The 25,204-nt window shown below is 60.5% G+C and carries 31 protein-coding genes and 2 tRNA genes; 20 read left to right on the top strand and 13 right to left on the bottom strand.

Going from position 1 to position 25,204, the window contains the following annotated elements:
- The first annotated feature begins 69 nt into the window (after nucleotides 1-69).
- From FJ930_RS11135 to FJ930_RS11165, 8 genes are all read left to right on the top strand, one after another.
- A complete protein-coding gene (locus FJ930_RS11135) occupies nucleotides 70-1,314 on the top strand; it encodes a D-Ala-D-Ala carboxypeptidase family metallohydrolase (protein WP_141837558.1) in 1,245 nt (414 codons plus the stop codon).
- A gap of 249 nt (nucleotides 1,315-1,563) precedes the next feature.
- Nucleotides 1,564-1,638 (top strand) — tRNA-Glu (locus FJ930_RS11140).
- 191 nt (nucleotides 1,639-1,829) lie between these two features.
- Nucleotides 1,830-2,123: an adenylate cyclase gene (locus tag FJ930_RS11145; protein WP_141837560.1), complete on the top strand. Its 294-nt coding sequence runs from the start codon at nucleotides 1,830-1,832 to the stop codon at nucleotides 2,121-2,123.
- An 838-nt stretch (nucleotides 2,124-2,961) separates the two neighbouring features.
- Nucleotides 2,962-3,243: a hypothetical protein gene (locus tag FJ930_RS11150; RefSeq protein WP_141837562.1), complete on the top strand. Its 282-nt coding sequence runs from the start codon at nucleotides 2,962-2,964 to the stop codon at nucleotides 3,241-3,243.
- Nucleotides 3,244-3,703: 460 nt separating this feature from the next.
- The gene (locus tag FJ930_RS30060; RefSeq protein WP_181763341.1) at nucleotides 3,704-3,850 is read left to right on the top strand and encodes a hypothetical protein; all 147 of its coding nucleotides are present in this window, start codon (nucleotides 3,704-3,706) and stop codon (nucleotides 3,848-3,850) included.
- Nucleotides 3,851-3,990: 140 nt separating this feature from the next.
- Nucleotides 3,991-4,233 (top strand): hypothetical protein, encoded by a 243-nt coding sequence (locus FJ930_RS11155; protein ID WP_141837564.1) that lies wholly within the window; start codon nucleotides 3,991-3,993, stop codon nucleotides 4,231-4,233.
- 550 nt (nucleotides 4,234-4,783) lie between these two features.
- Nucleotides 4,784-5,329: a J domain-containing protein gene (locus tag FJ930_RS11160; protein ID WP_140607525.1), complete on the top strand. Its 546-nt coding sequence runs from the start codon at nucleotides 4,784-4,786 to the stop codon at nucleotides 5,327-5,329.
- A gap of 139 nt (nucleotides 5,330-5,468) precedes the next feature.
- Nucleotides 5,469-5,720: a hypothetical protein gene (locus FJ930_RS11165; RefSeq protein WP_246676869.1), complete on the top strand. Its 252-nt coding sequence runs from the start codon at nucleotides 5,469-5,471 to the stop codon at nucleotides 5,718-5,720.
- A 70-nt stretch (nucleotides 5,721-5,790) separates the two neighbouring features.
- On the opposite strand, the gene FJ930_RS11170 is transcribed toward FJ930_RS11165, so the two are convergent.
- The 8 genes from FJ930_RS11170 to FJ930_RS11205 form a co-directional block, all read right to left on the bottom strand.
- Nucleotides 5,791-6,177, bottom strand: a complete 387-nt coding sequence (locus tag FJ930_RS11170) for a TadE/TadG family type IV pilus assembly protein (RefSeq protein WP_141837680.1) — start codon at nucleotides 6,175-6,177, stop codon at nucleotides 5,791-5,793.
- 109 nt (nucleotides 6,178-6,286) lie between these two features.
- Nucleotides 6,287-6,727: a TadE/TadG family type IV pilus assembly protein gene (locus tag FJ930_RS11175; RefSeq protein ID WP_181176318.1), complete on the bottom strand. Its 441-nt coding sequence runs from the start codon at nucleotides 6,725-6,727 to the stop codon at nucleotides 6,287-6,289.
- A gap of 6 nt (nucleotides 6,728-6,733) precedes the next feature.
- On the bottom strand, nucleotides 6,734-7,960 hold the full coding sequence (locus FJ930_RS11180; RefSeq protein WP_181763342.1) for a pilus assembly protein TadG-related protein: 1,227 nt from the start codon (nucleotides 7,958-7,960) through the stop codon (nucleotides 6,734-6,736).
- Nucleotides 7,961-8,226: 266 nt separating this feature from the next.
- Nucleotides 8,227-8,481, bottom strand: coding sequence for an autotransporter domain-containing protein (locus tag FJ930_RS11185; RefSeq protein WP_141837566.1), 255 nt, complete (start codon nucleotides 8,479-8,481; stop codon nucleotides 8,227-8,229).
- A 173-nt stretch (nucleotides 8,482-8,654) separates the two neighbouring features.
- Nucleotides 8,655-8,918 carry a DUF6074 family protein gene (locus tag FJ930_RS11190; RefSeq protein ID WP_141837568.1) on the bottom strand — a complete coding sequence of 88 codons (264 nt, stop codon included), beginning with the start codon at nucleotides 8,916-8,918 and terminating at the stop codon, nucleotides 8,655-8,657.
- Nucleotides 8,919-9,086: 168 nt separating this feature from the next.
- Complete coding sequence (locus FJ930_RS11195) at nucleotides 9,087-9,383, bottom strand: DUF982 domain-containing protein (RefSeq protein ID WP_140607530.1); 297 nt, start codon at nucleotides 9,381-9,383, stop codon at nucleotides 9,087-9,089.
- 182 nt (nucleotides 9,384-9,565) lie between these two features.
- Nucleotides 9,566-9,802: a hypothetical protein gene (locus tag FJ930_RS11200; protein ID WP_141837570.1), complete on the bottom strand. Its 237-nt coding sequence runs from the start codon at nucleotides 9,800-9,802 to the stop codon at nucleotides 9,566-9,568.
- Between the two features lie 114 nt (nucleotides 9,803-9,916).
- Nucleotides 9,917-10,255, bottom strand: coding sequence for a hypothetical protein (locus tag FJ930_RS11205; RefSeq protein WP_141837572.1), 339 nt, complete (start codon nucleotides 10,253-10,255; stop codon nucleotides 9,917-9,919).
- A 277-nt stretch (nucleotides 10,256-10,532) separates the two neighbouring features.
- Here FJ930_RS11205 and map point away from each other — a divergent pair, with 277 nt between their 5' ends.
- The 10 genes from map to FJ930_RS11255 all read left to right on the top strand — a co-directional run bounded on the left by map (nucleotide 10,533) and on the right by FJ930_RS11255 (nucleotide 18,845).
- Nucleotides 10,533-11,360, top strand: coding sequence for a type I methionyl aminopeptidase (gene map / locus FJ930_RS11210; protein WP_140607533.1), 828 nt, complete (start codon nucleotides 10,533-10,535; stop codon nucleotides 11,358-11,360).
- Between the two features lie 56 nt (nucleotides 11,361-11,416).
- Entirely contained in the window at nucleotides 11,417-12,178 is a 762-nt protein-coding gene (radC, locus tag FJ930_RS11215; RefSeq protein WP_141837574.1) for a DNA repair protein RadC, read from the top strand.
- A 317-nt stretch (nucleotides 12,179-12,495) separates the two neighbouring features.
- On the top strand, nucleotides 12,496-13,266 hold the full coding sequence (locus tag FJ930_RS11220) for a hypothetical protein (RefSeq protein WP_141837575.1): 771 nt from the start codon (nucleotides 12,496-12,498) through the stop codon (nucleotides 13,264-13,266).
- 62 nt (nucleotides 13,267-13,328) lie between these two features.
- Nucleotides 13,329-13,550: a hypothetical protein gene (locus tag FJ930_RS11225; protein ID WP_141837576.1), complete on the top strand. Its 222-nt coding sequence runs from the start codon at nucleotides 13,329-13,331 to the stop codon at nucleotides 13,548-13,550.
- Nucleotides 13,551-13,752: 202 nt separating this feature from the next.
- Nucleotides 13,753-14,634 carry a cytochrome c oxidase subunit II gene (locus FJ930_RS11230; protein ID WP_140741125.1) on the top strand — a complete coding sequence of 294 codons (882 nt, stop codon included), beginning with the start codon at nucleotides 13,753-13,755 and terminating at the stop codon, nucleotides 14,632-14,634.
- Between the two features lie 20 nt (nucleotides 14,635-14,654).
- The gene (ctaD, locus tag FJ930_RS11235) at nucleotides 14,655-16,424 is read left to right on the top strand and encodes a cytochrome c oxidase subunit I (RefSeq protein ID WP_141837578.1); all 1,770 of its coding nucleotides are present in this window, start codon (nucleotides 14,655-14,657) and stop codon (nucleotides 16,422-16,424) included.
- Entirely contained in the window at nucleotides 16,421-17,125 is a 705-nt protein-coding gene (locus tag FJ930_RS11240) for a cytochrome c oxidase subunit 3 (protein WP_141837579.1), read from the top strand. The genes ctaD and FJ930_RS11240 overlap by 4 nt, the downstream gene beginning before the upstream one ends.
- A 13-nt stretch (nucleotides 17,126-17,138) precedes the next feature.
- Nucleotides 17,139-17,858 (top strand): heme-copper oxidase subunit III family protein, encoded by a 720-nt coding sequence (locus tag FJ930_RS11245; RefSeq protein ID WP_141837581.1) that lies wholly within the window; start codon nucleotides 17,139-17,141, stop codon nucleotides 17,856-17,858.
- 9 nt (nucleotides 17,859-17,867) lie between these two features.
- Entirely contained in the window at nucleotides 17,868-18,266 is a 399-nt protein-coding gene (locus FJ930_RS11250; RefSeq protein WP_141837583.1) for a cytochrome C oxidase subunit IV family protein, read from the top strand.
- A gap of 105 nt (nucleotides 18,267-18,371) precedes the next feature.
- Nucleotides 18,372-18,845: an aminoacyl-tRNA deacylase gene (locus FJ930_RS11255; RefSeq protein ID WP_140741115.1), complete on the top strand. Its 474-nt coding sequence runs from the start codon at nucleotides 18,372-18,374 to the stop codon at nucleotides 18,843-18,845.
- Between the two features lie 55 nt (nucleotides 18,846-18,900).
- Here the strand turns inward: FJ930_RS11255 and FJ930_RS11260 are convergent, their stop codons facing one another.
- From FJ930_RS11260 to tig, 5 genes are all read right to left on the bottom strand, one after another.
- Nucleotides 18,901-19,713: a DUF2189 domain-containing protein gene (locus FJ930_RS11260; RefSeq protein ID WP_141837585.1), complete on the bottom strand. Its 813-nt coding sequence runs from the start codon at nucleotides 19,711-19,713 to the stop codon at nucleotides 18,901-18,903.
- Between the two features lie 409 nt (nucleotides 19,714-20,122).
- Nucleotides 20,123-21,058, bottom strand: a complete 936-nt coding sequence (locus tag FJ930_RS11265; RefSeq protein WP_141837587.1) for a heme o synthase — start codon at nucleotides 21,056-21,058, stop codon at nucleotides 20,123-20,125.
- A gap of 150 nt (nucleotides 21,059-21,208) precedes the next feature.
- The gene (locus FJ930_RS11270; RefSeq protein ID WP_140741107.1) at nucleotides 21,209-21,589 is read right to left on the bottom strand and encodes a cytochrome c family protein; all 381 of its coding nucleotides are present in this window, start codon (nucleotides 21,587-21,589) and stop codon (nucleotides 21,209-21,211) included.
- A 155-nt stretch (nucleotides 21,590-21,744) separates the two neighbouring features.
- Nucleotides 21,745-22,269: a hypothetical protein gene (locus FJ930_RS11275; protein ID WP_141837589.1), complete on the bottom strand. Its 525-nt coding sequence runs from the start codon at nucleotides 22,267-22,269 to the stop codon at nucleotides 21,745-21,747.
- Between the two features lie 163 nt (nucleotides 22,270-22,432).
- Complete coding sequence (tig, locus tag FJ930_RS11280; RefSeq protein ID WP_141837591.1) at nucleotides 22,433-23,914, bottom strand: trigger factor; 1,482 nt, start codon at nucleotides 23,912-23,914, stop codon at nucleotides 22,433-22,435.
- 342 nt (nucleotides 23,915-24,256) lie between these two features.
- On the opposite strand from tig, the gene FJ930_RS11285 reads away from it, so the two are divergent.
- Nucleotides 24,257-24,341: transfer RNA gene (locus tag FJ930_RS11285), tRNA-Leu, on the top strand.
- A 150-nt stretch (nucleotides 24,342-24,491) separates the two neighbouring features.
- Nucleotides 24,492-25,196: a class I SAM-dependent methyltransferase gene (locus FJ930_RS11290; RefSeq protein WP_141837593.1), complete on the top strand. Its 705-nt coding sequence runs from the start codon at nucleotides 24,492-24,494 to the stop codon at nucleotides 25,194-25,196.
- The last annotated feature ends 8 nt before the right edge of the window (nucleotides 25,197-25,204 follow it).

Consider the following 25,204-nt stretch of genomic DNA (forward strand, 5'->3'; position numbering starts at 1 on the left):
ACAAAGGTCACCTTGGACGGCGACATCTCACGCCGCCAAGGAAGTACCGACCGGACATCGAGGGGGAATTTGGCTTTGAAATCAAAAGGATGGAGCCTCGCAAAGGGAGAACGCCGCGCCATCGTGGCAGCGCTCTGCTCCGTGCTCCTGGCCTCCTGCACATCGGCTGGCGACCCGACAATGTCGGTCGTGATGCCTGGCTACAATACCTCCTCTTTGGACATCCACGCGGGAACCACCAGTAAGCCGGTCGCCACCGCCGATTCGTCATCGCAGATGACGGCCACGCAAACGACCGTTATGAGCGAAGGTGACACGGCACTACCCGAAACGGTCGCCTACGTGCCGATGGCCAAGCCCGAAGCCACCTTTCCGCTGATAGCGCCGGCCGGCGCTGAAACAATCGCGGGACAAACGCCGCAGTCCCTGCAGCAGCCGGTGCAGACGGCGCAGCAGACCGACGCGGTCGCCCAAAAGATCGCCGCCGCCGATGCCGCCGTGACGGCGCCAAAGCCCGCCGCGGCGCCGGTGATGAACAACCCGGTCTATGTGACCGCGGGTGAAACACCGCGAGCCGAGCCGCCGAAGAAAAGAGGCTTCCTGGCCTCGATGTTTGGCGCCACGCCTGCCTCGGCGACGCCTGCTCCGCTGGTCAACACGCGATCGGGCGAACAGCCGGCCGCGCAAACCAAACCAGCGCCGGCGGCGGCAAAGCCGATCATTACTTTGGCCTCCGCCGATTCCGCGGCAAAGCCGATACAGTTGGCTTCGACCGGCGACGAAGCCGGTCACATCACGGGCAGCGACGCCCTGCCCGGCGTGCGCCAGACGGCCCTGTTCGAGATCAAGCGCAAATCCGGCCTCGACGATGAAAGCGACGTCGACCTCAACGAGGACGAAGGCGGCTCCTATCAGGTTGCGTCCGCCGCCGGCATGGCGCGCCTAGCGCCCAACGGGCTGCTGAGGCAGAACGAAAGCGTCGATGTGGCCTGCCTGAAGCCGTCGCTGGTGCGCGTGCTGAAGACGATCGAAGGCCATTACGGCCGCAAGATGGTCGTCACCTCGGGCTATCGCGACCCTGCCCGCAACCGTCGCGCCAACGGCGCCAAGAATTCGCTGCACATGTATTGCGCCGCCGCCGACATCCAGGTGCCCGGCGTCTCCAAATGGGAGCTGGCGAGCTACATCAGGACGATGCCCGGCCGTGGCGGTGTCGGCACCTACTGCCACACCGAATCGGTTCACGTCGATGTCGGTCCCGAGCGCGACTGGAACTGGCGCTGCCGGAGGCGCGGCGGCGGTGACGAGGGCTGATTTCTGAGTGGGCCAGCCGGACACCAGGCAGAATCTGGTGTCGCGGGGCGATCCAACGTCGAAGTGGCTCGCAATCGCCTGAAAGAGTTCGCAAATCGACGCGGTCGTCTTGTTGGGGCAGCGGCCGGAAACTGGTGTCAAGGCCGCGCAAATCGATCGCTTCGGCAGGTCGGAAAAAAGTTGTCGGGAGCGGCCACAGACGGGTTGCCGGTTGCGTTCAACGTCAGTATAAGCCGCTTTCATCTGAGCGCGCCCATCGTCTAGCGGTCAGGACACCGCCCTTTCACGGCGGTAACAGGGGTTCGATTCCCCTTGGGCGTACCAGCAAAATCAAGCACTTAGTGAATTTTTACCGGCCTCTGTCCAAGATTTGGTCAATATGGGCCGAGAATCATCCGACAAAAAAGGCCCGGAAGCCGAAGCCGCCGGAATAAAAGCCGGCCCGAAAAACGTTCGTGCTTCATGCCGGTTGCTCTTAACCCCGAGCGCCTTCCTGAAACGCAAAGGAGAACACCATGAAGCATCTCCTCACGCCAATGATCGCCGGCTTGTTCATAGCCTCCGCCAGCACGGCTTTGGCTGCCAGCGTCTATACCGTAACAGGCAGGACTGGTCAGCCCAGCCAAACGATCGGCACCTCTGAAACAGGTAGCACCACCCCTGGCCACGCCAGCTCTGCCCCGGGTTCTGCCTTCAATCCCGATGGGAATGCGGGAACACACTATGCCGGCGAGCAGCCGCAGAACTCAAAGAACCCGAAGAGCGTATCTCAATACGACGTGGCCGGCTTCCAGCAATCGCACAAGTGACGCTCGCAAGCCTGCAAGGCACAAGAAAGGCCCGGCAAGCCGGTGGCCGCCGGGCCCTTTCGGGGAATAAGAGAGCGCCCACCACGTTTTTCCGCAGCGGGCGCCAGTTCGGGAGGAGTGTCCCCTTTTACCCGTGGACAACGGTACGCCTTGCTTAGCTGGATAATAAGCTCGCGTCAGTTGAAGTGCTGGATTTTCGAGTTGCGTGATTTTTCCGCCACAGACAGCAATGTCGCCCCCCGAAGCAGTCGGGCCCTTTTTCGCTTGCGGAACGCTTAGGATTTCTTATCGCCGTTGGGATTTGGTACTGGTGCCTCTCGCACATCTCGCGGCGGCGGATCGACATGTTTGGGCTGTGGCGATTCTTCCTCGTCGGGACGACGGACAGGTGGCTTCTTCGGGTCGGGCCTCGCCGGAGGTTCTTTGACCTTGATTGGCATACCCAGTTAACCGGCTTCCCGGCATCTCGTTCCGTTGAATGCAAAAGGCCCGGAAGCCGAAATCGCCGGGCCAAAAAATGGCCAGTCTGTGAATCAATTGACTGTCGCCCCGCCAGTCGGGCCGAAAAGCTCCTCATCGCTGATTTCGGTGTGCTTTACCGTCGCCGCCGACATCGCCACCATCGTTTCGAACGCGTCGCAACGCCGACCTTGGCCGCGTCGGCGAGGTTCTGCTGCGCGCGAGACTGGAATGTCAACCCCCGCAACGCCACACTGGACGTCCTGGAACGCCCGCTCCGTGAAGCCGGCGTTATCTTCCTCGAAGACGGACAGATGGTCGACGGCGGCGCCGGCGTTAGGTTTGAGGAAATGACCGCGATTCGGGCGCCTACGCATTGATGCTTTCGCCGGCAGCCTCGGAGCCGGCGCTGACCCCAATCGCACGGTGTGAGAACTTTCTGCGTTTTTTCGAACTGCATGGTGGTGAGAGGCACAACAGTTACAGGCGCATCAGCGTCACGGAGCAAGTTGATCCGCTGAAGGTGACGATCGAATTCGAAATCCGCAACAAGGCGCATGCCCCCCGTCGGTTGGTCGCGTCGTGCGAGTTCTATCAGGATCGGCGGCACATCGGCTTCGTCACGTTGGACGGATCGCGCAGCCAGATCATCTACGACTGAGCGTCTGGACGAAGGAAGCTCGGCTTCGTAGCCTATGGCGACGCGTTCGAGGAAGCTGGCATGCCGCATCGGGGCGATGAAGACCTATCTGACGGATTTGTAAGCGTAGCAGCCCGCCAGCATGCGTCTCCCGCCGCCGCTGTCCTACATCGCCGAGGCCTCTGGGGCGCGCTGGCGTCTCCCGGAGCGCTCGTATCAGATTCCAAATCGTATTTGCGTTCTTACTAATATAGGAGCATGATCAAATCAGCCGGGAGGAACTCCGGCATGGCTCGGCTGCTGGTCCCCCAAAGGAAAAAACCCCCGGCAGCCGGGCCGCCTTCCCTCCGCACCTGGCGCACTGAAGCTTAGGATTCAGATCCCACTCCATTGCCGGCGGTCGACAAAGTAATCATGCTCGGAGCTTTTCGGCTTCTCGTTCGAGTAGTTCCCGATCGCCAGCGGCCAATGGAGCGGCCAAATGCCGCTCAAGCTCTTTGAGAACCGCATTCATCGCCGTTATATTACCAACAATGTCTTTGGAGTATCGGCAGCCAACACGGATTCGGCACGCCTTTGGCGGCTGCCGCGTACTTTTGCCGTCGGCCCTTGGGTCGAGTTGTACTGAGTGGTGGCACAATTCGGTTTCCGAAATCACGTGCACCGACCGCGGACCTTGATGGCACCACCGGGGTCGATCCTGTCCGTTGACGGTTATCTGACGTTACGTTAACTTTTCATTAGTTTTTCCTAAAATAGGAGCCTCTAATGAAAACTGCTATCGCGTGCGCGGCTGTTGTCCTTGCCGCGTCAAGTGCCGCCGTGGCGCACGAAAAGAAGGCAAAGGTCACCACCAACGCATGTGCTGGTCTGTCGATCAAGGCGGTAAAGGCAGCAAAATTGGATTGTACGGCAACCGGTACCGCCATTTCATCACAGACTGACACAAGCAAACCCAAGCCGCGCCTGGGGTACGATACCAACCCTTGGGTTTTCTCTTTCGGGCTCTAATTTCCTTCCGCAGCATGCGCCTGGCGAACCGAAGCTCCCTGGGACGTTTCCTGCGGAACGATGACACACCGCCGATGAATCCGAGCGGGTCGTGATCGACCGGATAGGTTCCCGCTAGTGATCTCTTCGCGCTCGTCGCCAGCGATTGGTTGAGCCATCCCATTGCCGGGGCTTGTCCGGGGTAGTAGCAGCCCAAGCGTCTGAGCAGCGAAGCGCGCCATGAGTTCGCCACTCTCGAACACCCTATGAAAATCCCCCTTCGATAGAGGCAGCTTCCGCGATGAAACCTACCTTGCACTGCCGAATCGGCGATCTGTGCAGGGTCGCGAATCTGGGTGTCTGCTTGGGCAAGCGCTCACCCGGAAGCGCCTCGCCCAACAGGCGCCCGACATCTGTCCGTGGCGGTGATTGATACCGTCCATCGCCGTGAACCAAGGTCTGGATTTTGCAAAGCAAAGCTCTGACATCTCCACCTAGACTTGATCCTGAGCCGTTGGATATTCCGTATTCTGGTAAATCGGCATATAAGCGCGCCAGGGGAACCAACTCTATGTTCATTGACTATTATGAAATTCTCGAAATTAGCCCGAACGCCAACTCGGAAACGTTAGAGCGGGTGTTTCGTTACTTTGCCATGCGCTACCATCCCGACAACCAAGACACCGGCGATGAGGCACGCTTTAGCGAAATCGTGGAAGCTCATAACATCCTGAAAGACCCGGTCAAACGCGCTCAGTACGACATCAAGTACAAAGACCACTTGAAGCTTCGCCGCGAGTTGATTGAGGAAACCGGCAATAACAAAGGTATAGAGCGTGACGTCGTAATTCAGGCAAAACTTCTCTCGCTTCTTTACGTCAAACGCCGACAAGACGTCAACGATCCTGGCATTGGCGATACAGAACTTGAACGCCTGTCAGGTTGTCCTCGTGAGCATCTCGAATTTCATCTTTGGTATCTGAAAGCAAAAGGCTGGATAGGTAGGGTCGAAAACGGCACCTTCGCGATCACCGTGGAGGGCATCGATCGCGCCAATGCCGAACATCGTCGTGAACCCGCCATACGACTATTGGACCGTGATGTCCGTGGCGCCTGAACCATTTGCTGCTGCAAAGGATCCGCCGTTCCATTGACGGCAACGGCGCTCCGTCTCCCAGGGATAATGGGAAGCCTCGCCCGCGCGACAAGAGCGTGACATGGAGGGAACCAGTGGAAGTGCCACGCGTTCTCGCCGCATGCTCAAGAAGATCGCCTTTGCCGCCGTTCTGATACAGGTCGCCGTCTTTTCGGCTCTCATAACTCAGACGGTTCTTTTCGCATCATCCACCACTACCCACGCCGCGAACGTAGTGTCTGGCGAAGCTGTCGCGGCCATGGACAGAGAATGCGCCGAGGCAATTCGGCCGAATATTCCGGATCATTGCCTTGGACGGATTGAGGCGACGAGGCCGATTGCGACGGCGATCATGCGGACGGCCGCGCAATAGCGACCCGCCAGGGTAAGGCAACGGGCCGTACATCCCTTGATCACCAAAGCTCATGCTTGGCGGACCGTGCCTACCCGCCGACCAGCGGCACGGTAACGGTCGTCGCGTAGTTGATCGGGAAGGCGCTGAAATAGGGAAAGTTGATGACGAAGGCATAGCTGGCGGTCAGATGTGCCATGCGGAAGCCACCACTCCCTGGATCGATGACGATCGTGACGACGACATCCTTCAAACCCAGGGCCTGAAGTTTCTGTGTAGCGATAGCCTGGATGTCGGCCTGGGTCAGCGTGTTCTGAAGCTGCAGCGAGCGTGCCGACATCTCCAGCGTATAGCGAACACTGGATATGGAGTTCATCGACCAGCCGAAGGCGAAGATGCCAAACAAAAGCATGATGAGAAAGGGGGCGATCAATGCGAATTCCAACCCGGCACCGCCCGATCGATCCCGCCTGAACACGGCTGCCTTGGCGCAGGTCCAGGAAAAGTGCGAAGCGGTTTTCCGTCCGGAATTGCGTCCAAGCAAGGACATAGAGCGGGCCTGCGTTTCCGTGAAACGAAGGACGCCTCTAGCGGACACGGATCACCTCCAGGTGGCCGATGACGCTGGACGTGGAAAAGGCGCCGAAGGTGAAGGGCGGCACCCAGGTGGCCGACGCCTGGATCTGAACATAGACCGATGGCGCCTTGGGCCCACTGCACAGGGTGGCGGCGTCGACCACGGTCGTCCCGCACATGTAAATCCGGCTTAGCGTGACCTGGCCATCCGCCGGCCGCTTCTCCCAACTCGAAATGGCAACGGCCTGGGTCGCCGTATCATTGGTCGATCCTGCCATGACCAGGTTCGCTGCAGTCTTGACGCCGGCGCGCATCGACAGTGAACTCGTCACGTAGGACCAGCCGTCCAGGATGCCGAGCAGCGCAACGCACAGGAAGGGTAGAATCATTGCGAACTCGACGGCCGCAACGCCCGCCTCATCTTTAAGATACGAGATCGATCGACGCTCCACGGCAGGCTACTCGACCAGCGCCACGGACTGCGTGGCCGGAATATCTTGCATGCCAAGGCTCGTGCAATCCTGATTGATGGTTGAGTTTCCGGACCATTGGATCGTGTTGGCGACGACCTGGGTGCAGCCGCTGTTGCCCGAGAAATTGCCGAGATAGCTGATCTGCTGTTTTGGGAAGTAGATGGCCCCAGTCAGTAGCGAGTCGGCCGTGCCGTTGAAGGTGCTGGATGCGCTGTTACCTGTCCTGTCGCCATAGAACAGAACGCCTGAATAGGTGCCTGAAGTCGGCGCACTGAGCTGCACAGAGGCATTGCCGTTTATGCTGACCGTCGAACTGCCCGACATGAAGATGGTCACCCCGGTGCCGGTAATGGCAGCGTTGGCGTTTATCTTGAGATTGCCCTGAACGACATAGACGCCCGGCTGGAGGGCGACGCTGCCGCTAAGACTGAGCCCATTACAGTACGTACCCGGCGCCAGCGTCGCTTTGTTGCTGTTCTGGCAGGGGTTGGTGGCCGCCGGCGTCGGCAGGCCGGCGAATGGATCGGCGGCCGGCAGCGCCTGGGTGATCGGGGCTGCGCAAACTGTCGTGACGGGGTTGTTGAGAGAGACGCCGCCCGCCGTTATCAGGCAATCGGCCTGGAGGCCTGCCGAACCCTGAAGCTTGATGGCATCCGAGGCAATCGAATTGGACATCACCGAGCAACCGGTGAGCTTCACGCTGGTGTTGCCTGAAAACAGCGTAGCCTGCGATGCGGATGGATCGAGCGCTAGCACGCAGGCCTTCGAGGCATTGGTGATGAGGGCCACCGCCCTCGCCTTTTCGGGAACCTGACCCTGCGTGAAGATCGAAGTGAACATCCGGTCGAGGTTCTGGCTGACGATGACCTCGACCGCTTTCTTCGCCGTGTTCGGTCCGGACGCTGGCGGCGTGTTGACGACGATCGTGCCGGAACCCAGCCCATTGGAGGCGGCCGACTGGGTCGCGGCCGCGACGATCGTCGGCTTGTCGGACCCCGAGATCTGTTCGAGCGCGCCGGCATAGGCCGCGGCGTCGGCCGTCGCCTGAAGTTTGAGGCTGTTGTAATACCAATAGGACGTTTCGATACCGAAACCCGCCGCGCCGACGACGATCGGTAAGGTCAGGGCGAATATGGTGGCAACATTCGCGCTCGTACCCCGGCGTATACCGTCCGCCATAAGCCGAATTCGGGTGAAGCGTTTGAAAGTCATGACAAATTAGAAGACACGCACATATGAACGAACGGCTAAAAAGTTCGGTTCATTTTTTGATCGGTGGCTTATTGGCCTCAAAAAAATGAATTTTCGTCGGCCGATCGGCGCACGATAGGACTTATGTCTGACAAACATGGGACCAAGGTCCGGTACGAGGTTATGGCATCGTCCCACGCTTTTCGGGCGGGCCAACGGGCGGCGAAGGCGAGCCTCAGAGCCGCCAGCCTGCGACAGGTTCGTACCGACGCCGTGCCCCTACCAGTTCACCCTGAACCCGACATTGCCGCCATAGGTATGCACCCGGTCGGCGACTTGCCGTCGAAGGTGGCGAAGACGGATGTCTTGGAACCCCAGTTCAGCTTGACGCCGGCGGTGACGGCGACTGCGTCCTCGGCAGCGCCAGCGCCCTGGACGACGAAAGCATAGCCCGGTGCTGCCTGGAAGGTGGGTTCCACCGAGCGGTCCGGCTTGAACTCATGCTGCCATGCCGCGCGGCCCGGGCCTGCAGCGTCGTCCAGCCAAGGCCGACCGTCGTGTCGAGCTGCAGGCCGAGCGAGACCGGCAGCGAGATGACCGTGCGACTGCCGAAGTCGAGGCCCGAGCGCTCCATCGCTTGCCGACTCTCAGCTACGACCCGCGTTCGCGCGCTATCGTGCAAATAGCGTGGAGTTATCGGGGGTTGGATATTACTTCAGGCTGAAAGAACTGGTGTCGCTTCGGCGGTCGTGCCAGCCGAAAGTTCTCTCTGTACCGCAAGGAAAAACCTGCGTACTTCGTCACTGGCTGCCGCCCTGTCCCTGCCGGATCCAATGACAAGATCAAGCAACTCGACCGCTTTTGCCTTCCAGAAGGAGGTGGCGGTCTCGCCGTGCAGATTGCCGAGATTGGCTGCAACTTCTTTGACCAAGAATAGCTGACGGTCGATCGGGAACGCACGGACTTTTTCTGGGGACATCTTCCGAACCATGAGACTGACGCAACGAATCAACCATTGCTGAACAAGCAATGGCCTAGCCGCGAAGGTGGAAACGGAAGCTTAACGCCGCTATCGAGACGATCCGGTCGCCGGATCGTCATGTGCAATCAAGTCGAGCTGGTTTGATCGGGATAGACGGAGCGGCCCTCAGGCCTGCAGCACCCTGGCCTCACCGCCACGCTTGCGCGGCGCCATCATGTCGCTGGCCATCAGTCCGGTGACACGGCAGAACGCCATGAATGCCCGGCAGGCATCCTCGGTCTTGACTACATCCACCGTTGCGCCGAAGCAGGCATTGAAAGCCTTTTGATAAACCGGTCCCTGCCGGCGTGCCGGCCAGTCCTGGAGAAAATCGAGCGCCTGCTCGACGCTGTAGATCTCCTCGACGGGCAAGCCGGACCCTGGCGCGATCCGCACCGGCACCTCGAATTGCAATCTATCCATCCGACATCTCCAGAACCGGCGTCGCCCCAGCAACGCCGTTCGTCGTCAAAAGTTGCTTGGTCTGACGTGCCATGCAAATGTGTCGTCACTGCGGAAGCGGTCGTTGTTGCCGCAACGGGCCGAGGAAAACCTACCGGCGCCGAGCGGCCCGGCAGGTCCCCCCATACATCCCGGCAGCGTGATCATTGGTTGGCCGGGTCGGTCTCCGCGTCGAAGGCCATGCGCACCACGGTCAGCAGAACATAGGCCGACGGCAACGCGAATAGGACGCCAAGGACAAGCGCTCCGGCTCCGGACAAATAGAGCGTCTCGGCGATCGCCCAATAAGCGGTTCCGATGCAAATGAGCGCCTGGACGGAGAGGAATGAGGCGGCCGAAGCCGCTCGCGACAGGCTTTTGAATGTCTTGATCCGTTGCATTGAATTGATCCGGAAATGACGCGTCGCGCCACCAATGCGCGGCTGACGGCCGCCGCACGGGTCGCGACGCGAATGGCATGGGAAATGATGGTGAAACCTGCGGTCCTGGACCGCTCAGGCCCGCGTGGACGGCGGCGCGCGCGGCTGGTTGCTGCGTACGCTGGGCGCGCCGATCGCCCCATGGTCGGCAATAAATACGGCAGGTAACGTCGGATCGAACCGAAGGAAGACAGCTTGCGGCGCCGGCAGGGCCGGATGGCCGCTGGCGAATTTGGCCAGCACTGGCCGGGCGCCGCGAACCTCCAGCGCCTGCGCCTTGTTGGTGACACGCGGCAGTGCCGCCAACTCGCCCGACCGTTCCAGACCAACGCTGACGCCGCCCTGTGCAGGGTCCGCGAAGGTTGGCACATCAGGCCGGCCGAGACACAGCATCGCCAGCAGCACCAGGCCCATCAGACATGAGCAGGCTGCCGTCAGCGGCGCTTCAAGCGATCTGGCGCACTTGCGTGAGGGAGGCGATCTCCAAAACATAACCCGCCCTAACGCACGATGGGCGGAAAAGAAAGCAAACCGTGCAAAACCGACCAGAGATGACCCCGACCAGACCAATATCCCGCCCACTCGGGCGGTATCAGACAGTTCTTCCTTGAACCTTTTGCCCCCAAGTGCCAAATCTGGGGGGATCTTCACGCCAGCACTCCTGCAGCGCCCCACCTTCTACACGGACAAAATGGTCACCTATCTCGACGCCGCCACGGCACCGCTCAGAAATACCGGCCAGATCCGCCTTTATGGCGAGGAAGGGTTTGCCGGCATGCGCAAGGCATGCGACCTCACCGCGCGCTGCCTGGACGAACTGGTGCCTATGGTCGCTCCCGGCGTCACGACCGATACCATCGACCGTTTCGTCTTCGAATTCGGCATGGACCATGGCGCGCTGCCGGCGACGCTCAATTATCGCGGCTATACGAAATCGTCCTGCACCTCGATCAACCATGTCGTCTGCCATGGCATTCCAGACAACAAGCCGTTGAAGGATGGCGACATCGTCAACATCGACGTCACCTACATCCTCGATGGCTGGCACGGCGACTCCTCGCGCATGTATCCCGTCGGCACCATCAAGCGCGCCGCGGAACGCCTGCTCGAGGTCACGCATGAATGCCTGATGCGCGGCATTGCCGCGGTCAGGCCGGGTGCCCGCACCGGCGCCATCGGCGCCGCCATTCAGACCTATGCCGAGGCGGAACGCTGCTCGGTGGTGCGCGACTTCTGCGGCCATGGCGTCGGCCAGCTGTTCCATGATGCGCCCAACATCCTGCACTATGGCAACGCCAGTGAAGGCGTGGAAATGCGGCCCGGCATGATCTTCACCATCGAGCCGATGATCAACCTGGGCCGGCCGCATGTGAAGGTCCTGTCGGATGGCTGGACGGCGGTGACGCGTGATCGCTCGCTGTCGGCACAGTATGAGCACACGATCGGCGTGACCGACGCGGGCTGCGAGATTTTCACGCTCTCGCCCGCAAAACTCGACCGCCCCGGCCTGCCGGCCTGATATTTTGACACGTCGGGCGACTGTTTTGCTCGATTGATTGCCGGATGCGGGGGCGCATGGGGAAAGTCAGCGACGACGACGAGCGGAGTTTCTTCTCCGAGGTGCCGGTACCACCCGTGGCGAAAGCCAGGTCGGTATCCGAGGAGAAACCACACTATCTCGGCCATCGCGACCGCCTGCGCGAGCGCTTTGCCTCGGCGGGTCCGGATGCCCTGCCCGACTATGAACTCCTGGAACTCCTGCTCTTCCGCCTGATCCCGCGCGCCGACACCAAGCCGACCGCCAAGGCGCTGCTGGCGCGCTTCGGCACTTTGGCCGAGGTGCTTGGCGCGCCCGTCAACCTGTTGCAGGAGGTCAAGGGTGTCGGCCCGGCGGTGGCGTTCGACCTGAAGGTCGTCGCGGCGACAGCGCAGCGCATGGCGCGCGGCGAAGTCCATGGCCGCGAAGTCCTGTCGTCATGGACGCAGTTGCTCGCCTACTGTCGCTCGGCCATGGCGTTCGAGGCACGCGAACAGTTCCGCATCCTGTTCCTCGACAAGAAGAACGCGCTGATCGCCGACGAAGTGCAGGAGACCGGCACTGTCGACCACACACCCGTCTATCCCAGAGAAGTGGTCAAGCGGGCGCTCGAACTGTCGGCGACCGCGATCATCCTGATCCACAATCATCCCTCCGGCGACCCGACGCCATCACGCGCCGATATCGAGATGACAAAGGAGATCATCGACGCGGCCAAGCGGCTGGGCATCGCCGTGCACGACCACATCATCATCGGGCGAAAAGGCCATTCCAGCATGAAGGGCCTGCTGCTGATCTAGCGCATGTGGCTCGCATGGCGCGTCGTACCGTGGCCAGGCTTTCAACAATTCAGCGTGCTTCCCACAAACCAGCCCACACTTCTGCCTTACCGCTGGGTTGATGCCTAGGACCATCGTCCGGCCAGTATGGGACTTCAGTACAGTAGTAGTTTTACTGCGCCAATTTTGAAGTAATATCAGGAGGTTACGGCGCCTTCTGGATCCGGCCAAGGGATTAGGGACACATTTAGCCAAAGTTTATTCTGTACTTTTAGCGATTTCTCATAAGAGGCTGTTTTAGCGGTTGGGCGGAGTGGCGATTCCCGAGGAGAGACACCATGACAAGCCGAAAAACTCTGTTCGCGGTACTTGCCGCATTGGCGCTTCTTGCGTCCCCGGCGCTCGCCGGCAACGGGCACGGCAATGGCGGTGGCAATGCCGGCGGCAACGGCGGCGGCCAAGGCAACGGCGGCGGCAAGGGTAATGGCAATGGCAACAGTGGCGCTTCGCATGGCAAGTCTGCGTCGGCTCCAGGGCATGCGGCCAAGACGGAAACGGACACAACGACCGACACCACGGTCGATACGACTCAGGTCGCGTCCGTGCCCAACGACAAGAACATCCATGCCAAGCTCGGCCGGCTGAACTCGCTGCAGCGCAATATCAACGCTTACATGAATTCCAGGAGCAAGAAGTTCGCTGCCATTCAGGCGTATGTGACACAGTCCGCGAAAGCCAAGGTCGCCCAGGCCGCGGCTGACGCGGCGGCCGCGACAGCGGCCACCGCCCAGGCCCAACTGGATACTCTGAACGCGCAGCTGACCGCGCTGCAGGCGGATTCGTCAGCCACGACTGCCCAGATCCAGGCTGTGAAAGACCAGATCACCGCGCAGCAGGCCATTGTCGACACGGACAATGCGGCGGCGGCCCAGGCCCAGGCGGCAGCCACCGCGGCGGCCGTCGGCACCGATCAGGCATCGCTCGACGCAGCGCTGGCGGGTATGGCCAACAAGCCCGTCGATGCCCAGGTCACTGCCTGGGCCCAGGGTGTCCTTGCCGGCAAGATCGATCAGGCGGCCGCCACGATCCAAGCGGGGACAGGCCCGTAGCGCATTGCGGCCGAAGCGGCGATAGTCAGCCAAGAACACATGCCGCCGGCCCCCCGGCGGCATTGCCATTTCTGGCCCTTGGGAAGAAAACTGGCCAAAGAAACCAGTCTGCCGCTATCCCGCGCACCTGTCCCGCCGGACATCTTCCCACGAAATCGGAGATAGGCGGCTTTTCCGTCAACGCATGCGCGAAAACCGTCGCCAGCCCTGTGGTTGAAGATGCCGATATCGAGATGACCAAGGAGATTGTCGATCCGGCCAAGCGGCAAGGCATTGCCGCATGACCATCATCGTTGGGTGGAGAAACGCCATTCCATGATAAAGGACCTGGTGCCGACCTGGGGAATGGCCCGCCTCGAAGCGCAAAAGCTGCATTTTTTCCCGTCAAGATAGTCGGCGCTGGAATTGCGACCCCAAATCGAGCTATGATGCAGCTGGTATTTTTCGGGACGGCTTCGCGCCCCTGGAATGCCGGAGGGACGGGACATGGCCGTAGCGCTTGTACTCGTTTTGATTGTAGTGGGCTCAGTGTCGTTTCACCTCCTGAGCCCATGGTGGTGGACGCCGATTGCCTCGAACTGGGACTATATCGACAACACCATCATCATCACCTTCTGGATCACCGGCGTCGTCTTCGCCGCCGTGGTTCTATTCATGGCCTATTGCGTCTTCCGCTTCCGTCATCGGGAAGGCAACCGAGCTGCCTACGAACCGGAAAACAAGCGGCTCGAATCGTGGCTGACGATCGTCACCGCAGTTGGGGTCACGACGTTGCTGGTTCCCGGCCTGTTCGTCTGGAGCCGGTTTGTTACCGTTCCAAGCGACGCGACCGAGGTCGAGGTCATTGGCCAGCAATGGCAATGGAGTTTCCGCCTGCCCGGCAAGGATGGCAAGCTCGGCACGTCGGACACACGCGACGTCAGTGCCGACAATCCGCTGGGGATCATCCCCGGCGATCCCAATGGTCAGGACGATGTCGTGGTCGAAGCCGCTGACCTGCATTTGCAGGTCGGCAAACCGGTCAAGATGCTGCTTCGCTCCATTGATGTGCTGCACGATTTCTTCGTGCCGGAATTCCGCGCCAAGATGGACATGGTCCCGGGCTCGGTCACCTATTTCTGGTTCACCCCGACCAAGACCGGAACCTTTCAGGTCCTTTGCGCCGAACTTTGCGGCCAAGGGCATCCTTTGATGCATGGTGTGGTCGTCGTCGACACGCAACAAGACTACCTGGCCTGGATTGGTCAGCAGCAGACTTTCGCGCAGCTGTCGGCACCCCAGAAAACGGGCTCGGCGGACCAGGCATCGGGCACGATGGCGTCAGGTTTGAACGTTGCAGCAAAGCTCGAAACGGTCGGGTCTCGCTGAAAAGAACACGGAGCGTTCCCATGGTCGACATCACGCCTGCAGATGGAATCCCACCGGCCGAAGTCGCGGAAGTGGAACTCTACCATCCTCACAGCTGGTGGACAAAATACATCTTCTCGCAGGACGCAAAGGTGATAGCCGTCCAGTATTCGGCGACAGCAACGGGAATCGGCCTGGTCGCCCTGGTGCTATCCTGGCTGATGCGGCTGCAACTCGGCTTCCCCGGTACGTTCAACTTCATCACCCCGGAAGCCTATTACCAGTTCATCACCATGCATGGCATGATCATGGTGATCTACCTGCTCACCGCCCTCTTCCTTGGCGGCTTTGGCAACTATCTGATCCCATTGATGGTCGGCGCGCGCGACATGGTCTTTCCCTATGTCAACATGCTGAGCTACTGGATCTACCTGCTCGCCGTGCTGGTCCTGGTGTCGAGCTTCTTTGCGCCCGGCGGACCGACTGGGGCCGGCTGGACGCTCTACCCGCCGCAGGCCATTATGAGCGGCACACCAGGCGGCCAGGACTGGGGCATCATCCTGATGCTCTCCTCGCTGATCCTGTTCATCATCGGCTTCACGATGGGCGGCCTGAACTATGTGGTGACCGTGCTGCAGGGCCGCACGCGCGGCATGACAATGATGCGCCTGCCGCTGACCGTCTGGGGCATCTTCACTGCGACCGTCATGGCGCTGCTCGCCTTTCCGGCGCTGTTCGTTGCCAGCGTGATGATGCTGCTTGACCGGGTCCTGGGCACCAGCTTCTTCATGCCGGCAATCTCCGAGCTGGGCCAGCAACTGGCGCACAATGGCGGCAGCCCGATCCTGTTCCAGCACCTATTCTGGTTCTTCGGCCATCCCGAGGTCTATATCGTGGCGCTGCCGGCCTTTGGCATCGTGTCCGACCTGATCAGCACCCATGCCCGCAAGAACATCTTCGGCTACCGGATGATGGTCTGGGCCATCGTCGGCATCGGCGCGCTGAGCTTCGTGGTCTGGGCGCACCATATGTATGTCAGCGGCATGCACCCCTATTTTGGCTTCTTCTTTGCCACCACGACGCTGATCATCGCCATTCCAACCGCCATCAAGGTCTACAATTGGGTACTGACCCTGTGGCGCGGCGACATCCATCTCACCATACCTATGCTCTTTGCCCTGGCCTTCATCGTCACCTTTGTCAACGGCGGGCTGACCGGGTTGTTTCTCGGCAATGTCGTCGTCGATGTTCCGCTGTCCGACACGATGTTCGTCGTCGCCCATTTCCACATGGTCATGGGTGTCGCCCCGATTCTCGTGGTTTTTGGCGCGATCTACCATTGGTACCCGAAGGTCACCGGCCGGATGCTCGACGAGACGTTGGGCCGGTTCCATTTCTGGGTCACGTTCCTCGGTGCCTACCTGATTTTCTTCCCCATGCACTACCTCGGCCTGATGGGCGTGCCGCGGCGCTATGCCGAACTGACCGACATGACCATCATGACGGAGTCGGCCCGCCACCTGAACTCGTTCATCAGCATCATGGCGTTCATCGTCGGCTTTGCCCAGATGGTGTTCCTGTTCAACCTGATCTGGAGCATCCGCCACGGCCGCGAGGCCGGCGGCAATCCGTGGCGGGCTACGACCCTCGAATGGCAGACGCCGCAAACACCGCCGGCCCACGGCAATTTCGGCAAGAACCTGCCGATCGTCTATCGCTGGGCCTATGATTACAGCGTGCCGGGCGCCAAGGAGGATTTCATCCCGCAGAACATGCCGGGCTCCTTCGGCCCATCGAGGGAGCCGACATGAGCGTCATCATAGTCTTCCTGTTCGTCGTCGCCGGCTTTGCCGGATGGTGGCTTTCACATCAGGGGCTGATGTCGAAGCCATGGCTCGAGCAAGGTCTGGCCGGAGATGTTGTCGCCCTCAACCGGTCAACGCTGCCAACCGCCAAGATCGGCCTCGGCGTCTTTCTCGCCGTCGTCGGCTGCCTTTTCGCGCTCTTTACCAGCGCCTATTTCATGCGGATGGCGGTGCCGGACTGGCAGCCGCTGCCGCTGCCGCGGCTGCTCTGGCTCAACACCGGCGTGCTGGTCCTGAGCAGCATAGCCCTGCAATGCACCTCGGTCGCGGCGCGCAGGGGCCAGATCGACACGGTCAGGCTCGGCCTTGCCACGGCCGGACTCACCGCGCTCGCCTTCCTGATCGGACAGCTCATGGCATGGCGGCAGCTGACCGCCGACGGCTATCTTCTGGCCTCCAATCCGGCCAACAGTTTCTTCTACCTGATAACCGGCATTCATGGCCTGCACATATTGGGAGGGCTGGTGGGTCTGGGCAGAACCACCACCAGCGCCTGGACTGGAGCGCGGCCGGAGCGGGTTCGCCTCGGCGTCGAGCTGTGCGCCATGTACTGGCATTTCCTGCTTTTCGTCTGGCTTGCCATCTTCGCCCTGCTGGCCGGCTGGGCCGCGACGTTCGTCGACATTTGCCGGCTGTTGCTGACCTAAGGGGATCAAGCGCATGGCACAGACACTGACACATATCGGCCAGACGGAGCCACGGCCAGCAGGCTGGCGAGGCATTGCCGCCGACTGGTCCTCGGATCAGCGTGCGTTCAAGAACGTGTCCTGGGGCAAGGCCATGATGTGGATCTTCCTGCTCAGCGACACCTTCATCTTCGGCTGCTTCCTGCTCTCCTACATGACCGCACGCATTTCCACACGCGTGCCGTGGCCCAATCCGAGCGAGGTCTTTGCGCTCCGTATCGGCGGCTCGGATATCCCGCTGATCCTTATTGCCATCATGACCTTCGTGCTGATCTCCAGCAGCGGAACGATGGCCATGGCAGTCAATTTCGGCTACCGCCGCGACCGCCGCAAGACGGCAATTCTCATGCTTCTGACTGCTGCACTCGGTGCGACCTTTGTCGGCATGCAAGCCTTCGAATGGACCAAGCTGATCACCGAAGGGGTGCGGCCTTGGGGCAATCCCTGGGGTGCCGCGCAATTCGGCTCATGCTTCTTCATGATTACCGGCTTCCACGGCACGCATGTGACCATCGGTGTGATCTTCCTGATCATCGTGGCGCGCAAGGTCTGGCGCGGAGACTACGACGTCGGACGGCGCGGCTTCTTCACCAGCCGTACGGGTCGCTACGAGAACGTGGAGATCATGGGGCTGTACTGGCACTTCGTCGATCTGGTCTGGGTGTTCATCTTCGCATTCTTCTATCTTTGGTGAGAGGCAGACATGGCTGAAGCAACCGCAAACGGCCTCGGGCAAGACGCACTTCACGCCGCGCATGAAGCGCCGGCGACTCGCATCACCTATACGGAGGTTCACCAGGAGCACCCGATCAAGCTCTATCTGGTGGTGTGGGCGTGGCTGTTCATCCTCAGCACCTGCTCCTACCTGGTCGACTATTTCGGCCTCCACGGCTATCTCAGATGGTCGCTGATCCTGATTTTCATGATCCTCAAGGCAGGATTGATCGTCGCCGTCTTCATGCACATGGCTTGGGAACGGTTGGCTTTGGCATATGCCATCATCTTACCGCCAATATTGGTCCTGGTGTTTGTGACAATGATGGTCTTCGAAGCGGATTACACGCTTTTCACGCGGATGGCGTTTTTCGGAGCCGGGCCCTGACGCGAACCATCAGCACCGGTCCATTTTTAGTACCCGAAACGACATTGGGAGAATGATTTCCCTCGTTTCCCCACGCGTCATGAACTCCGGCAAAGGGAGACCAAGATGACGATCGCAGCCAGACTGAAGGACTTTATCGACCAGAAGGGAATCTCGTACGACACTGTCGCCCACCATCGCACATCCACCAGCAGACAGGCCGCCATTGCCGCGCATGTACCCGGCAGCATAGTGGCCAAATCGGTGGTTGTTCACCACGAGCTCGGCTATGCGCTGGCCGTGGTGCCCAGCACCCACAGGATAGAACTCGGCACATTGCAAGACGTCATGGACAAGCGTCTCGGGCTCGCCTCCGAAGACGAGGTGATTTCGCTCTTCGGTGATTGCGACACCGGCGCCATCCCGCCGATCGGCGCAGCCTACGATGTGCCGGTGATTGTCGATGAAAGCCTTGGCGATGCCGCCGACATCTACTTCGAAGGCGGCGACCACAGAACGCTGGTGCATGTCAGCGGCAAGGATTTCCGCAACCTGACCATGGGTGCACATCAGGCCCGCTTCAGTCACCGGGCTTATTGACGGGTCGATCAAGCTCGCACCGGCACTCTGGCCGGTGCGATGACGCAAAACCTCCTCAACTCGCCGGTCTGGCGGGCGGCCCCACAACCTTGCGGTAGACATGCCAGGTGGCGTGACCGAGGATCGGCAACACGACGGCGAGCCCGGCGAATACTGGCAGCGAGCCGATGATCAGGCCGACGGCCACGATCAGCCCCCAGACGGCCATCACGATCGGGTTCGCCAGGACCACGCGCACCGAGGTGTAGATCGCTTCATAGGCGCCGACATCGCGGTCGAGCAACAATGGGAAGGCGACGACCGTCGTGCACAACACCACCGCAGCGAAGACGAAACCGATGGCATGTCCCAGGACAATCAGCGTCCAGCCACGTCCGGTGGCGAATATTGCATTGATGAAGCCGGATATCGATTCCGGCGGAGCCGGGCCGAAAAGGTATTGGTAGAACATCTGCGCCGTCAAAAGCCAGGTGATGAAAATTGCAAACAGCATGATCCCGACCGCCGCGATGGCCGGCAGCGCCGGAGAATTCCTGACCTCGAATGCATGCCGCCAGGAGGTGTCGAGTCCGGCCTCCCGTCTACGGCTGATTTCATAGAGGCCAATCGCCGCGAATGGGCCAATCAGCGCAAAACCAGAAACCAGCGGAAACAACAACGGCAAAGCATTGGCGCCTGAAGTCCAAGCGGCGAGCACGACGCCCACGAGCGGATAGATCAGGCAGAGAAAGACGATATGCGACGGTTTGACCATGAAATCATCGACGCCCCGTTTGAGCGCGTCGAAAAGGTCGGAAACACCGATTTTCCGAATTTTGGTATGTTCCAGCGTCTCGCTGGCGCCTGCTATCACATGAAAGCTTGCCATGACCGTTCCTCCAGACCGGGTCCGGAAGGTCGCGGTCTCGCGGTGCTGTCGTCTGCATGATTGGCCACGCAAGACCGCGACCTGCACCGCCATCAACATACTCCCCTGCGCGGGACTTGTCGCCCGTTGTTGGCAAGGATAGGAGGACCGAGCGGCTCGGCTGCCTCTGGCGGCACTTCTTCGATATGCTTGTGCGGCGCCGCGCACCCTTTTTGGGGCACGCAAAGACGCTGTACCCGTTGGATTGGCGCATGATCCTTTCCCAACCAGAGGTCGGCGAAGCAAAAATCGATCCCGATTTTCAGGATCATGCGCTGGTCGAAAGTGACGACCATGGACGCAAAGACGCCTTTAGCACGGCACGTGCCGACCGGCCGCCGGAGAGCGGTTCACGAACGGCGATCCGCGCTCAAACTCCGGCTGAGATCAAAGTGCGCGTGACAATGGTGTCGGCAAGCAGCGCGGCGAAGATCACGAAAAGATAGAAGATTGAATAGGCAAACAGCGCCTTGGCCGGTTTCAGTTCCTTTTCGGGAGCGGCCAGAACCTTCCAGGCGTGCCAGATGAAAGCGGCACCCAATGCGGCCGAGGCAATTCCGTAGTAGCCGCTGGCGAATCCGAAGAGCCAAGGCAGCACGCCGACCGGCGCCAAAAGCAGCGCATAGGCAAGGATCTGCCTTCGCGTTGAAGCAGGGCCTGCCACATTCGGCATCATCGGAATGCCGGCAGCGGCGTAGTCGCCAACCTTGAACAGCGCCAGCGCCCAGAAATGCGGCGGCGTCCACAGAAAGATGATCAGAAACAGGATGAGGCTTTCAATGCCGATGGCGCCAGCTGCGGCGGCCCATCCAATCATCGGAGGAAGGGCGCCAGCCGCGCCGCCGATGACGATGTTCTGCGGCGTCGAGCGCTTCAGCCACATCGTGTAGATGACGACGTAGAAGAAGATGGTGAAGGCAAGCAGCGATGCTGCAAGCCAGCCCACCAGTACGCCGAGCGTCATGACCGAAAGCCCGGAAAGCACAAGGCCGAAGCCGAGAGCTTCGCCCGGCGTGACGCGGCCCGACGGAACCGGCCGCCTTGATGTGCGCGACATCAACGCGTCGATGTCCGCGTCGTACCACATGTTGAGGGCCCCCGCCGCTCCCGCTCCGATCGCAATCGCGCCGATTGCAATCAGGGCAATGGCCGGATTCATCCCGCCAGGCGCCACCATCAGACCGACGAAAGCGGTGAATACGGCAAGCGCCATGACCCGCGGCTTCATAAGCGCGAAGAAATCACCCGCCGTCGCTTCCGAGGGGCGGATGACGGTATCGTCGAGGCGGCTTTCCCCAGTCGACATCTCAGACCACCGATCGAAGCGGGCAAGCTGGGCCATGATCCCGAACTGAACGCCCGCGCAAGCGAGAACTGGTACCCTGCTTTTGCTTACGCTGTCCTTCGGTTCGGATAAAATCGCGGTAGAGCAAGGACGGATGGCGGAGAAGCCAGGTCACTTGGAAAACGTTTTCAGATAAGCAATGACATTGGCCACGTCCGCATCGTTCTTGAGGCCTGGAAACGCCATCTTGGTCCCTTTGACCATAGCCTTTGGGTCGTGAAGGTAGGTCGTGAGTGTTGGTTCGTCCCATTTGACTCCGGATTTGCCGGCCGCAATCATGGCATCAGAATATTTAAAGTCCGGATGCGTCCCGGCGGTGCGGCCGATGACCCCGTGCAGCGATGGCCCGATCTTGTTCTTGTCTTCATTTACGATGTGGCAGACTTGGCATTTGGTGAAGACCTTCTCACCAGCCGCGGCATCCTGTGCCTGGGACGGATGCGCGACGAAGATCGTAACGGACACCGCAGCGAAAAACGCTATAGTGCGCATGGCATTTCCTCTCTGATCGTCATTTGTGTCTTGGACGATCGCGTCTGGGCCGAATATCCGCCCTCCCCAGTGGAATTGCGATACCAATGTACCATGGAATCCAGGCGGCGGGTAGAAAAAGCCAAGCATCGCTGAGGTTTAGAACCCGGGCGCGCTCAAGGCGGGTCGGTGTTGCAGCTCCCGGCAATCTGCGCGACCGCCTCATCGAGCCCCGCAAGGTCGAAATCCGCCTGGCCGCGCCCCGACAGCAACCCGAACCGCCAGGAGAGCAACAGCCGGCTTGCGGGAACAAGACGCTTGATGCCGTCGGCGCCGTCGCGCATCAGCAATCGGCCTCGCGACCCGACCGACCAGCTCTCGTTGAACTTGCCGCCACCATCAACGGTAACCGACATTGTGATCTTGCTGCCGGCCGAAACCGCGTCGTTCAATTGCAGCCATTCGGTCCAGCGCGGTTCGCCGGCTGCCCGGCAGGCAATGGTCAGGACCGGGCTGTAGCTCAAGGCGCCACCCCCGGTGATCAGTTTGTTGGTGGCATGGAGTGAAGCCGTGGCAAGCCCATCGTCACCCGTGGCAAAGCGCCAGCTGCCGCCAATCGCGTCGGCGTCGGCGACATCACAGGCGAAGGCCAGAACAAGCGACAAGGCGACAGCACGCCCCGTTTCGAAGAATAGGCTCAACGCCCCCTCCAGGAACCACACGGTTTGCAGCAGAAGCGCAGATAATGATCAACGCTTGGTATCGCCAAGGGCCGCTTCCCGCAAAGCAAATAAGCTGTTGCAGTTCCGCAACGAAAAAGGCCGCCTCAGGGGCGGCCTTGATCGATTCCATCGGGTGCGGAGCTTATTCGGCGTCCTTGGCGGCCTTCTTCTTCGGCGCGGCCTTTTTCTTTGGCTCTGCCTCGTCGCCGGCCTCGCTCGCCTTGGCTTCAGTCTTCTTGGCCGCGGCCTTCTTCGCCGGCTTGGCCTTGGTCGCGGTTTCCGCTTCCTCGTCGTCGGCCATCAGCTCTTCCTTGCTGACCTTGACGTCGGTGACCGAAATCTGCCCGAGCAGGTGGTCGACCACCTTCTCCTCGAACATAGGTGCCCGCAGCGCGTTCAGCGCTTCGGGGTTGCTGCGGTAGAATTCGAAGGCTTCCTGCTGCTGGTTGGCCGGGAAGCGGCGAACCTGCTCGAACAGGCCGCGCTGCAACTCCTCATCCGAAACGGTGACCCCGGCCTTTTCGCCGATCTCGGCCAGCACCAGGCCGAGGCGCACGCGGCGCTCGGCAAGGCGCATGTATTCGGCGCGGGCTTCTTCTTCGGTCGTCTCTTCGTCGGCGAAAGTGCGGCCGGCGGCTTCCAGGTCGCGGTTGACCTGCGCCCAGATGTTGTTGAACTCGGCCTCGACGAGCTTCGACGGTGCCTCGAACGAGTAGGCCGCATCGAGCTGGTCGAGCAGCTGGCGCTTGACCTTCTGGCGCGTCATCGAGCCGAACTGGTTCTCGATCTGGCCGCGCACGATGTCACGCAGGCGCTCGAGCGATTCCAAGCCAAGGTTCTTGGCGGTCTCGTCGTTGATTTCCAGTTCGCCGGGCTTCGACACTTCCTTGACGGTGACGTCGAAGGTGGCTTCCTTGCCGGCCAGATGCGCAGCCTGGTAGTTTTCCGGGAAGGTCACGGTGACCTGCTTTTCGTCGCCGGCCTTGGTGCCGATGAGCTGGTCCTCGAAGCCTGGAATGAATTCCTTGGAACCCAGCACCAGTGGCTGGTCGGTGCCGGCGCCGCCGGCAAAGGCCTCGCCGTCGATCTTGCCGACATAGTCGATCGAGACGCGGTCGCCTTCGGCGGCCTTACCGGTCTTCGGCTCGTAGCTGCGCGCCGATTCGGCGACGCGCTTGACCTGCTCGTCGATTTCGGAATCCGGCACGTCGAATACCTGACGCGTCACCTTGATGTCGGAGAAATCCTTGATCTCGATGGCCGGGATGACCTCGTAGTTGAGGCGGAACTCGAAATCGGCGCCGCCGGCCAGGATCTTCTCGGCTTCCTTCTCATCCTCGGTCATGATGACCTCGGGCTGCATGGCGGCCTTTTCGCCGCGCCCGGTGATGATGGAACGGGTCGAATCGTTGAGGATCTCGTTGACCACTTCGGCCATGAACGACTTGCCGTAGACCTTGCGCAGGTGCTGCACCGGCACCTTGCCCGGACGGAAGCCGTTGATGCGGACCTTGTTCCTGGCGTCGGTGAGCCGCGCCATCAGCTTGGCTTCCATGTCACCGGCCGGCACGGTGATCTTGATCTCGCGCTTGAGACCGGAGTTGAGTGTTTCGGTGACCTGCATCGTAAAACCTTTGTTTTCACCAATGAGGCTGCCAAACGGCTCCCTGCCGTTCACAGCCTGCCGGTATAGTCTTGCCGGAAATGGCTTTTGGTACGGAACCTGGCGATTTGACCGAAATTACGGCTCAAACTCTTCCAAACTGCGTTCCAAGATGTGAATAAGTTCTTGTTTTTCCTACTTCTTATCACATTCTGCAGAAGCGGATCGTCGCGTCCCGTCACATTCGACACGCCTTTTGTCACAGGCGAGCCTAATTTTCAACCATCTTCGCGTTTAGGCGAATAACCAACATTTCAGCTCCGACATTGACAGAATGATGGCTACGTGGGATTGCCGGACCATGCGGATGTGGCGGAACTGGTAGACGCCCTGGATTTAGGTTCCAGTGCCGAAAGGCGTGGGGGTTCGAGTCCCTTCATCCGCACCAAGCAGCGGCGCGGCCGCTTCGCTCCGCCACTTCCCGGCTCCAGTTCGATCTTCGTTGACTTGGCCATGCGTCGGTCAGAGTCCACCGCCTATTGATCACTTGAGGGATCGCCGACGATGAGATCAACTCGTTGCCGGGAATGGCGGGACAATGATGATGCTTGAATACTGGAACAAGGCGCACATCTGTGGGCTGCTCTCGGTGCGCTTTGGGCTCACGAGCTACCTTGAGATCAACACGAGCACGACAGGCTTCCGATATAAGGAAGCATCGCAATTGGGGTTTCAGCCCTGCATGCGCCTGGTCTATCGGGCGATCGAACCGCCGCTCGATGGCCTCCCTGTCGATTTCACCTCAGCGGATGAGAATATCGCGGCATGTCTCGATGACGCGCGTCTGAAAGGGCAGACATTCGACATTGTGTTCGTCGATCCGCATCACACATACGAGTGCTCGGCGCGCGACATCAGGGAAGCCTTCCGCATGGTCTCGCCCGGGGGCGCCGTTGTGGTGCATGACTGCCTGCCTCCGGACCGGGCTGCAGCCAGTCCCTCCTTTTTCCACGGTGAGTGGTGCGGCGTGACCTACAAGGCGTTCATTGATTTCGTGCTGGGCAATCCGGATCTCGACTATTTCACTGTCCATGCCGACTACGGCTGTGGCGTCATCCTGAAGCCCAAGGGAACCGCTGCGAAGATAAAGAACTGGCTGCGCGCCCGACGCGCTCGCAGGTTGCGAGACGAATGGCGGGCGATTGGTAACGATTTCGACGCCGCATTCGACAAGTTCATGGCCGACAAAATCAGACTCCTGCGTCTTGTCGACTTTCGACTGCTTCGCAGAAAGCTTCTCTAAATCACACC

Origin of the sequence: Mesorhizobium sp. B2-4-15 (assembly GCF_006658505.1) — a bacterium.
Classification (GTDB): Bacteria; Pseudomonadota; Alphaproteobacteria; order Rhizobiales; family Rhizobiaceae; genus Mesorhizobium.

What these genes read in the sequence shown, in the direction of transcription:
- FJ930_RS11145 (WP_141837560.1), top strand. Translation starts at nt 1,830, where the DNA reads ATGAAGCATCTCCTCACGCCAATGATCGCCGGCTTGTTCATAGCCTCC.
- FJ930_RS11150 (WP_141837562.1), top strand. Translation starts at nt 2,962, where the DNA reads ATGCTTTCGCCGGCAGCCTCGGAGCCGGCGCTGACCCCAATCGCACGG.
- FJ930_RS30060 (WP_181763341.1), top strand. Translation starts at nt 3,704, where the DNA reads ATGCCGCTCAAGCTCTTTGAGAACCGCATTCATCGCCGTTATATTACC.
- FJ930_RS11155 (WP_141837564.1), top strand. Translation starts at nt 3,991, where the DNA reads ATGAAAACTGCTATCGCGTGCGCGGCTGTTGTCCTTGCCGCGTCAAGT.
- FJ930_RS11160 (WP_140607525.1), top strand. Translation starts at nt 4,784, where the DNA reads ATGTTCATTGACTATTATGAAATTCTCGAAATTAGCCCGAACGCCAAC.
- FJ930_RS11165 (WP_246676869.1), top strand. Translation starts at nt 5,469, where the DNA reads ATGCTCAAGAAGATCGCCTTTGCCGCCGTTCTGATACAGGTCGCCGTC.
- FJ930_RS11180 (WP_181763342.1), bottom strand. Translation starts at nt 7,960, where the DNA reads ATGACTTTCAAACGCTTCACCCGAATTCGGCTTATGGCGGACGGTATA.
- FJ930_RS11190 (WP_141837568.1), bottom strand. Translation starts at nt 8,918, where the DNA reads ATGTCCCCAGAAAAAGTCCGTGCGTTCCCGATCGACCGTCAGCTATTC.
- FJ930_RS11195 (WP_140607530.1), bottom strand. Translation starts at nt 9,383, where the DNA reads ATGGATAGATTGCAATTCGAGGTGCCGGTGCGGATCGCGCCAGGGTCC.
- FJ930_RS11200 (WP_141837570.1), bottom strand. Translation starts at nt 9,802, where the DNA reads ATGCAACGGATCAAGACATTCAAAAGCCTGTCGCGAGCGGCTTCGGCC.
- FJ930_RS11205 (WP_141837572.1), bottom strand. Translation starts at nt 10,255, where the DNA reads ATGGGCCTGGTGCTGCTGGCGATGCTGTGTCTCGGCCGGCCTGATGTG.
- map (WP_140607533.1), top strand. Translation starts at nt 10,533, where the DNA reads ATGGTCACCTATCTCGACGCCGCCACGGCACCGCTCAGAAATACCGGC.
- radC (WP_141837574.1), top strand. Translation starts at nt 11,417, where the DNA reads ATGGGGAAAGTCAGCGACGACGACGAGCGGAGTTTCTTCTCCGAGGTG.
- FJ930_RS11220 (WP_141837575.1), top strand. Translation starts at nt 12,496, where the DNA reads ATGACAAGCCGAAAAACTCTGTTCGCGGTACTTGCCGCATTGGCGCTT.
- FJ930_RS11230 (WP_140741125.1), top strand. Translation starts at nt 13,753, where the DNA reads ATGGCCGTAGCGCTTGTACTCGTTTTGATTGTAGTGGGCTCAGTGTCG.
- ctaD (WP_141837578.1), top strand. Translation starts at nt 14,655, where the DNA reads ATGGTCGACATCACGCCTGCAGATGGAATCCCACCGGCCGAAGTCGCG.
- FJ930_RS11240 (WP_141837579.1), top strand. Translation starts at nt 16,421, where the DNA reads ATGAGCGTCATCATAGTCTTCCTGTTCGTCGTCGCCGGCTTTGCCGGA.
- FJ930_RS11245 (WP_141837581.1), top strand. Translation starts at nt 17,139, where the DNA reads ATGGCACAGACACTGACACATATCGGCCAGACGGAGCCACGGCCAGCA.
- FJ930_RS11250 (WP_141837583.1), top strand. Translation starts at nt 17,868, where the DNA reads ATGGCTGAAGCAACCGCAAACGGCCTCGGGCAAGACGCACTTCACGCC.
- FJ930_RS11255 (WP_140741115.1), top strand. Translation starts at nt 18,372, where the DNA reads ATGACGATCGCAGCCAGACTGAAGGACTTTATCGACCAGAAGGGAATC.
- FJ930_RS11260 (WP_141837585.1), bottom strand. Translation starts at nt 19,713, where the DNA reads ATGGCAAGCTTTCATGTGATAGCAGGCGCCAGCGAGACGCTGGAACAT.
- FJ930_RS11265 (WP_141837587.1), bottom strand. Translation starts at nt 21,058, where the DNA reads ATGTCGACTGGGGAAAGCCGCCTCGACGATACCGTCATCCGCCCCTCG.
- FJ930_RS11270 (WP_140741107.1), bottom strand. Translation starts at nt 21,589, where the DNA reads ATGCGCACTATAGCGTTTTTCGCTGCGGTGTCCGTTACGATCTTCGTC.
- tig (WP_141837591.1), bottom strand. Translation starts at nt 23,914, where the DNA reads ATGCAGGTCACCGAAACACTCAACTCCGGTCTCAAGCGCGAGATCAAG.
- FJ930_RS11290 (WP_141837593.1), top strand. Translation starts at nt 24,492, where the DNA reads ATGATGATGCTTGAATACTGGAACAAGGCGCACATCTGTGGGCTGCTC.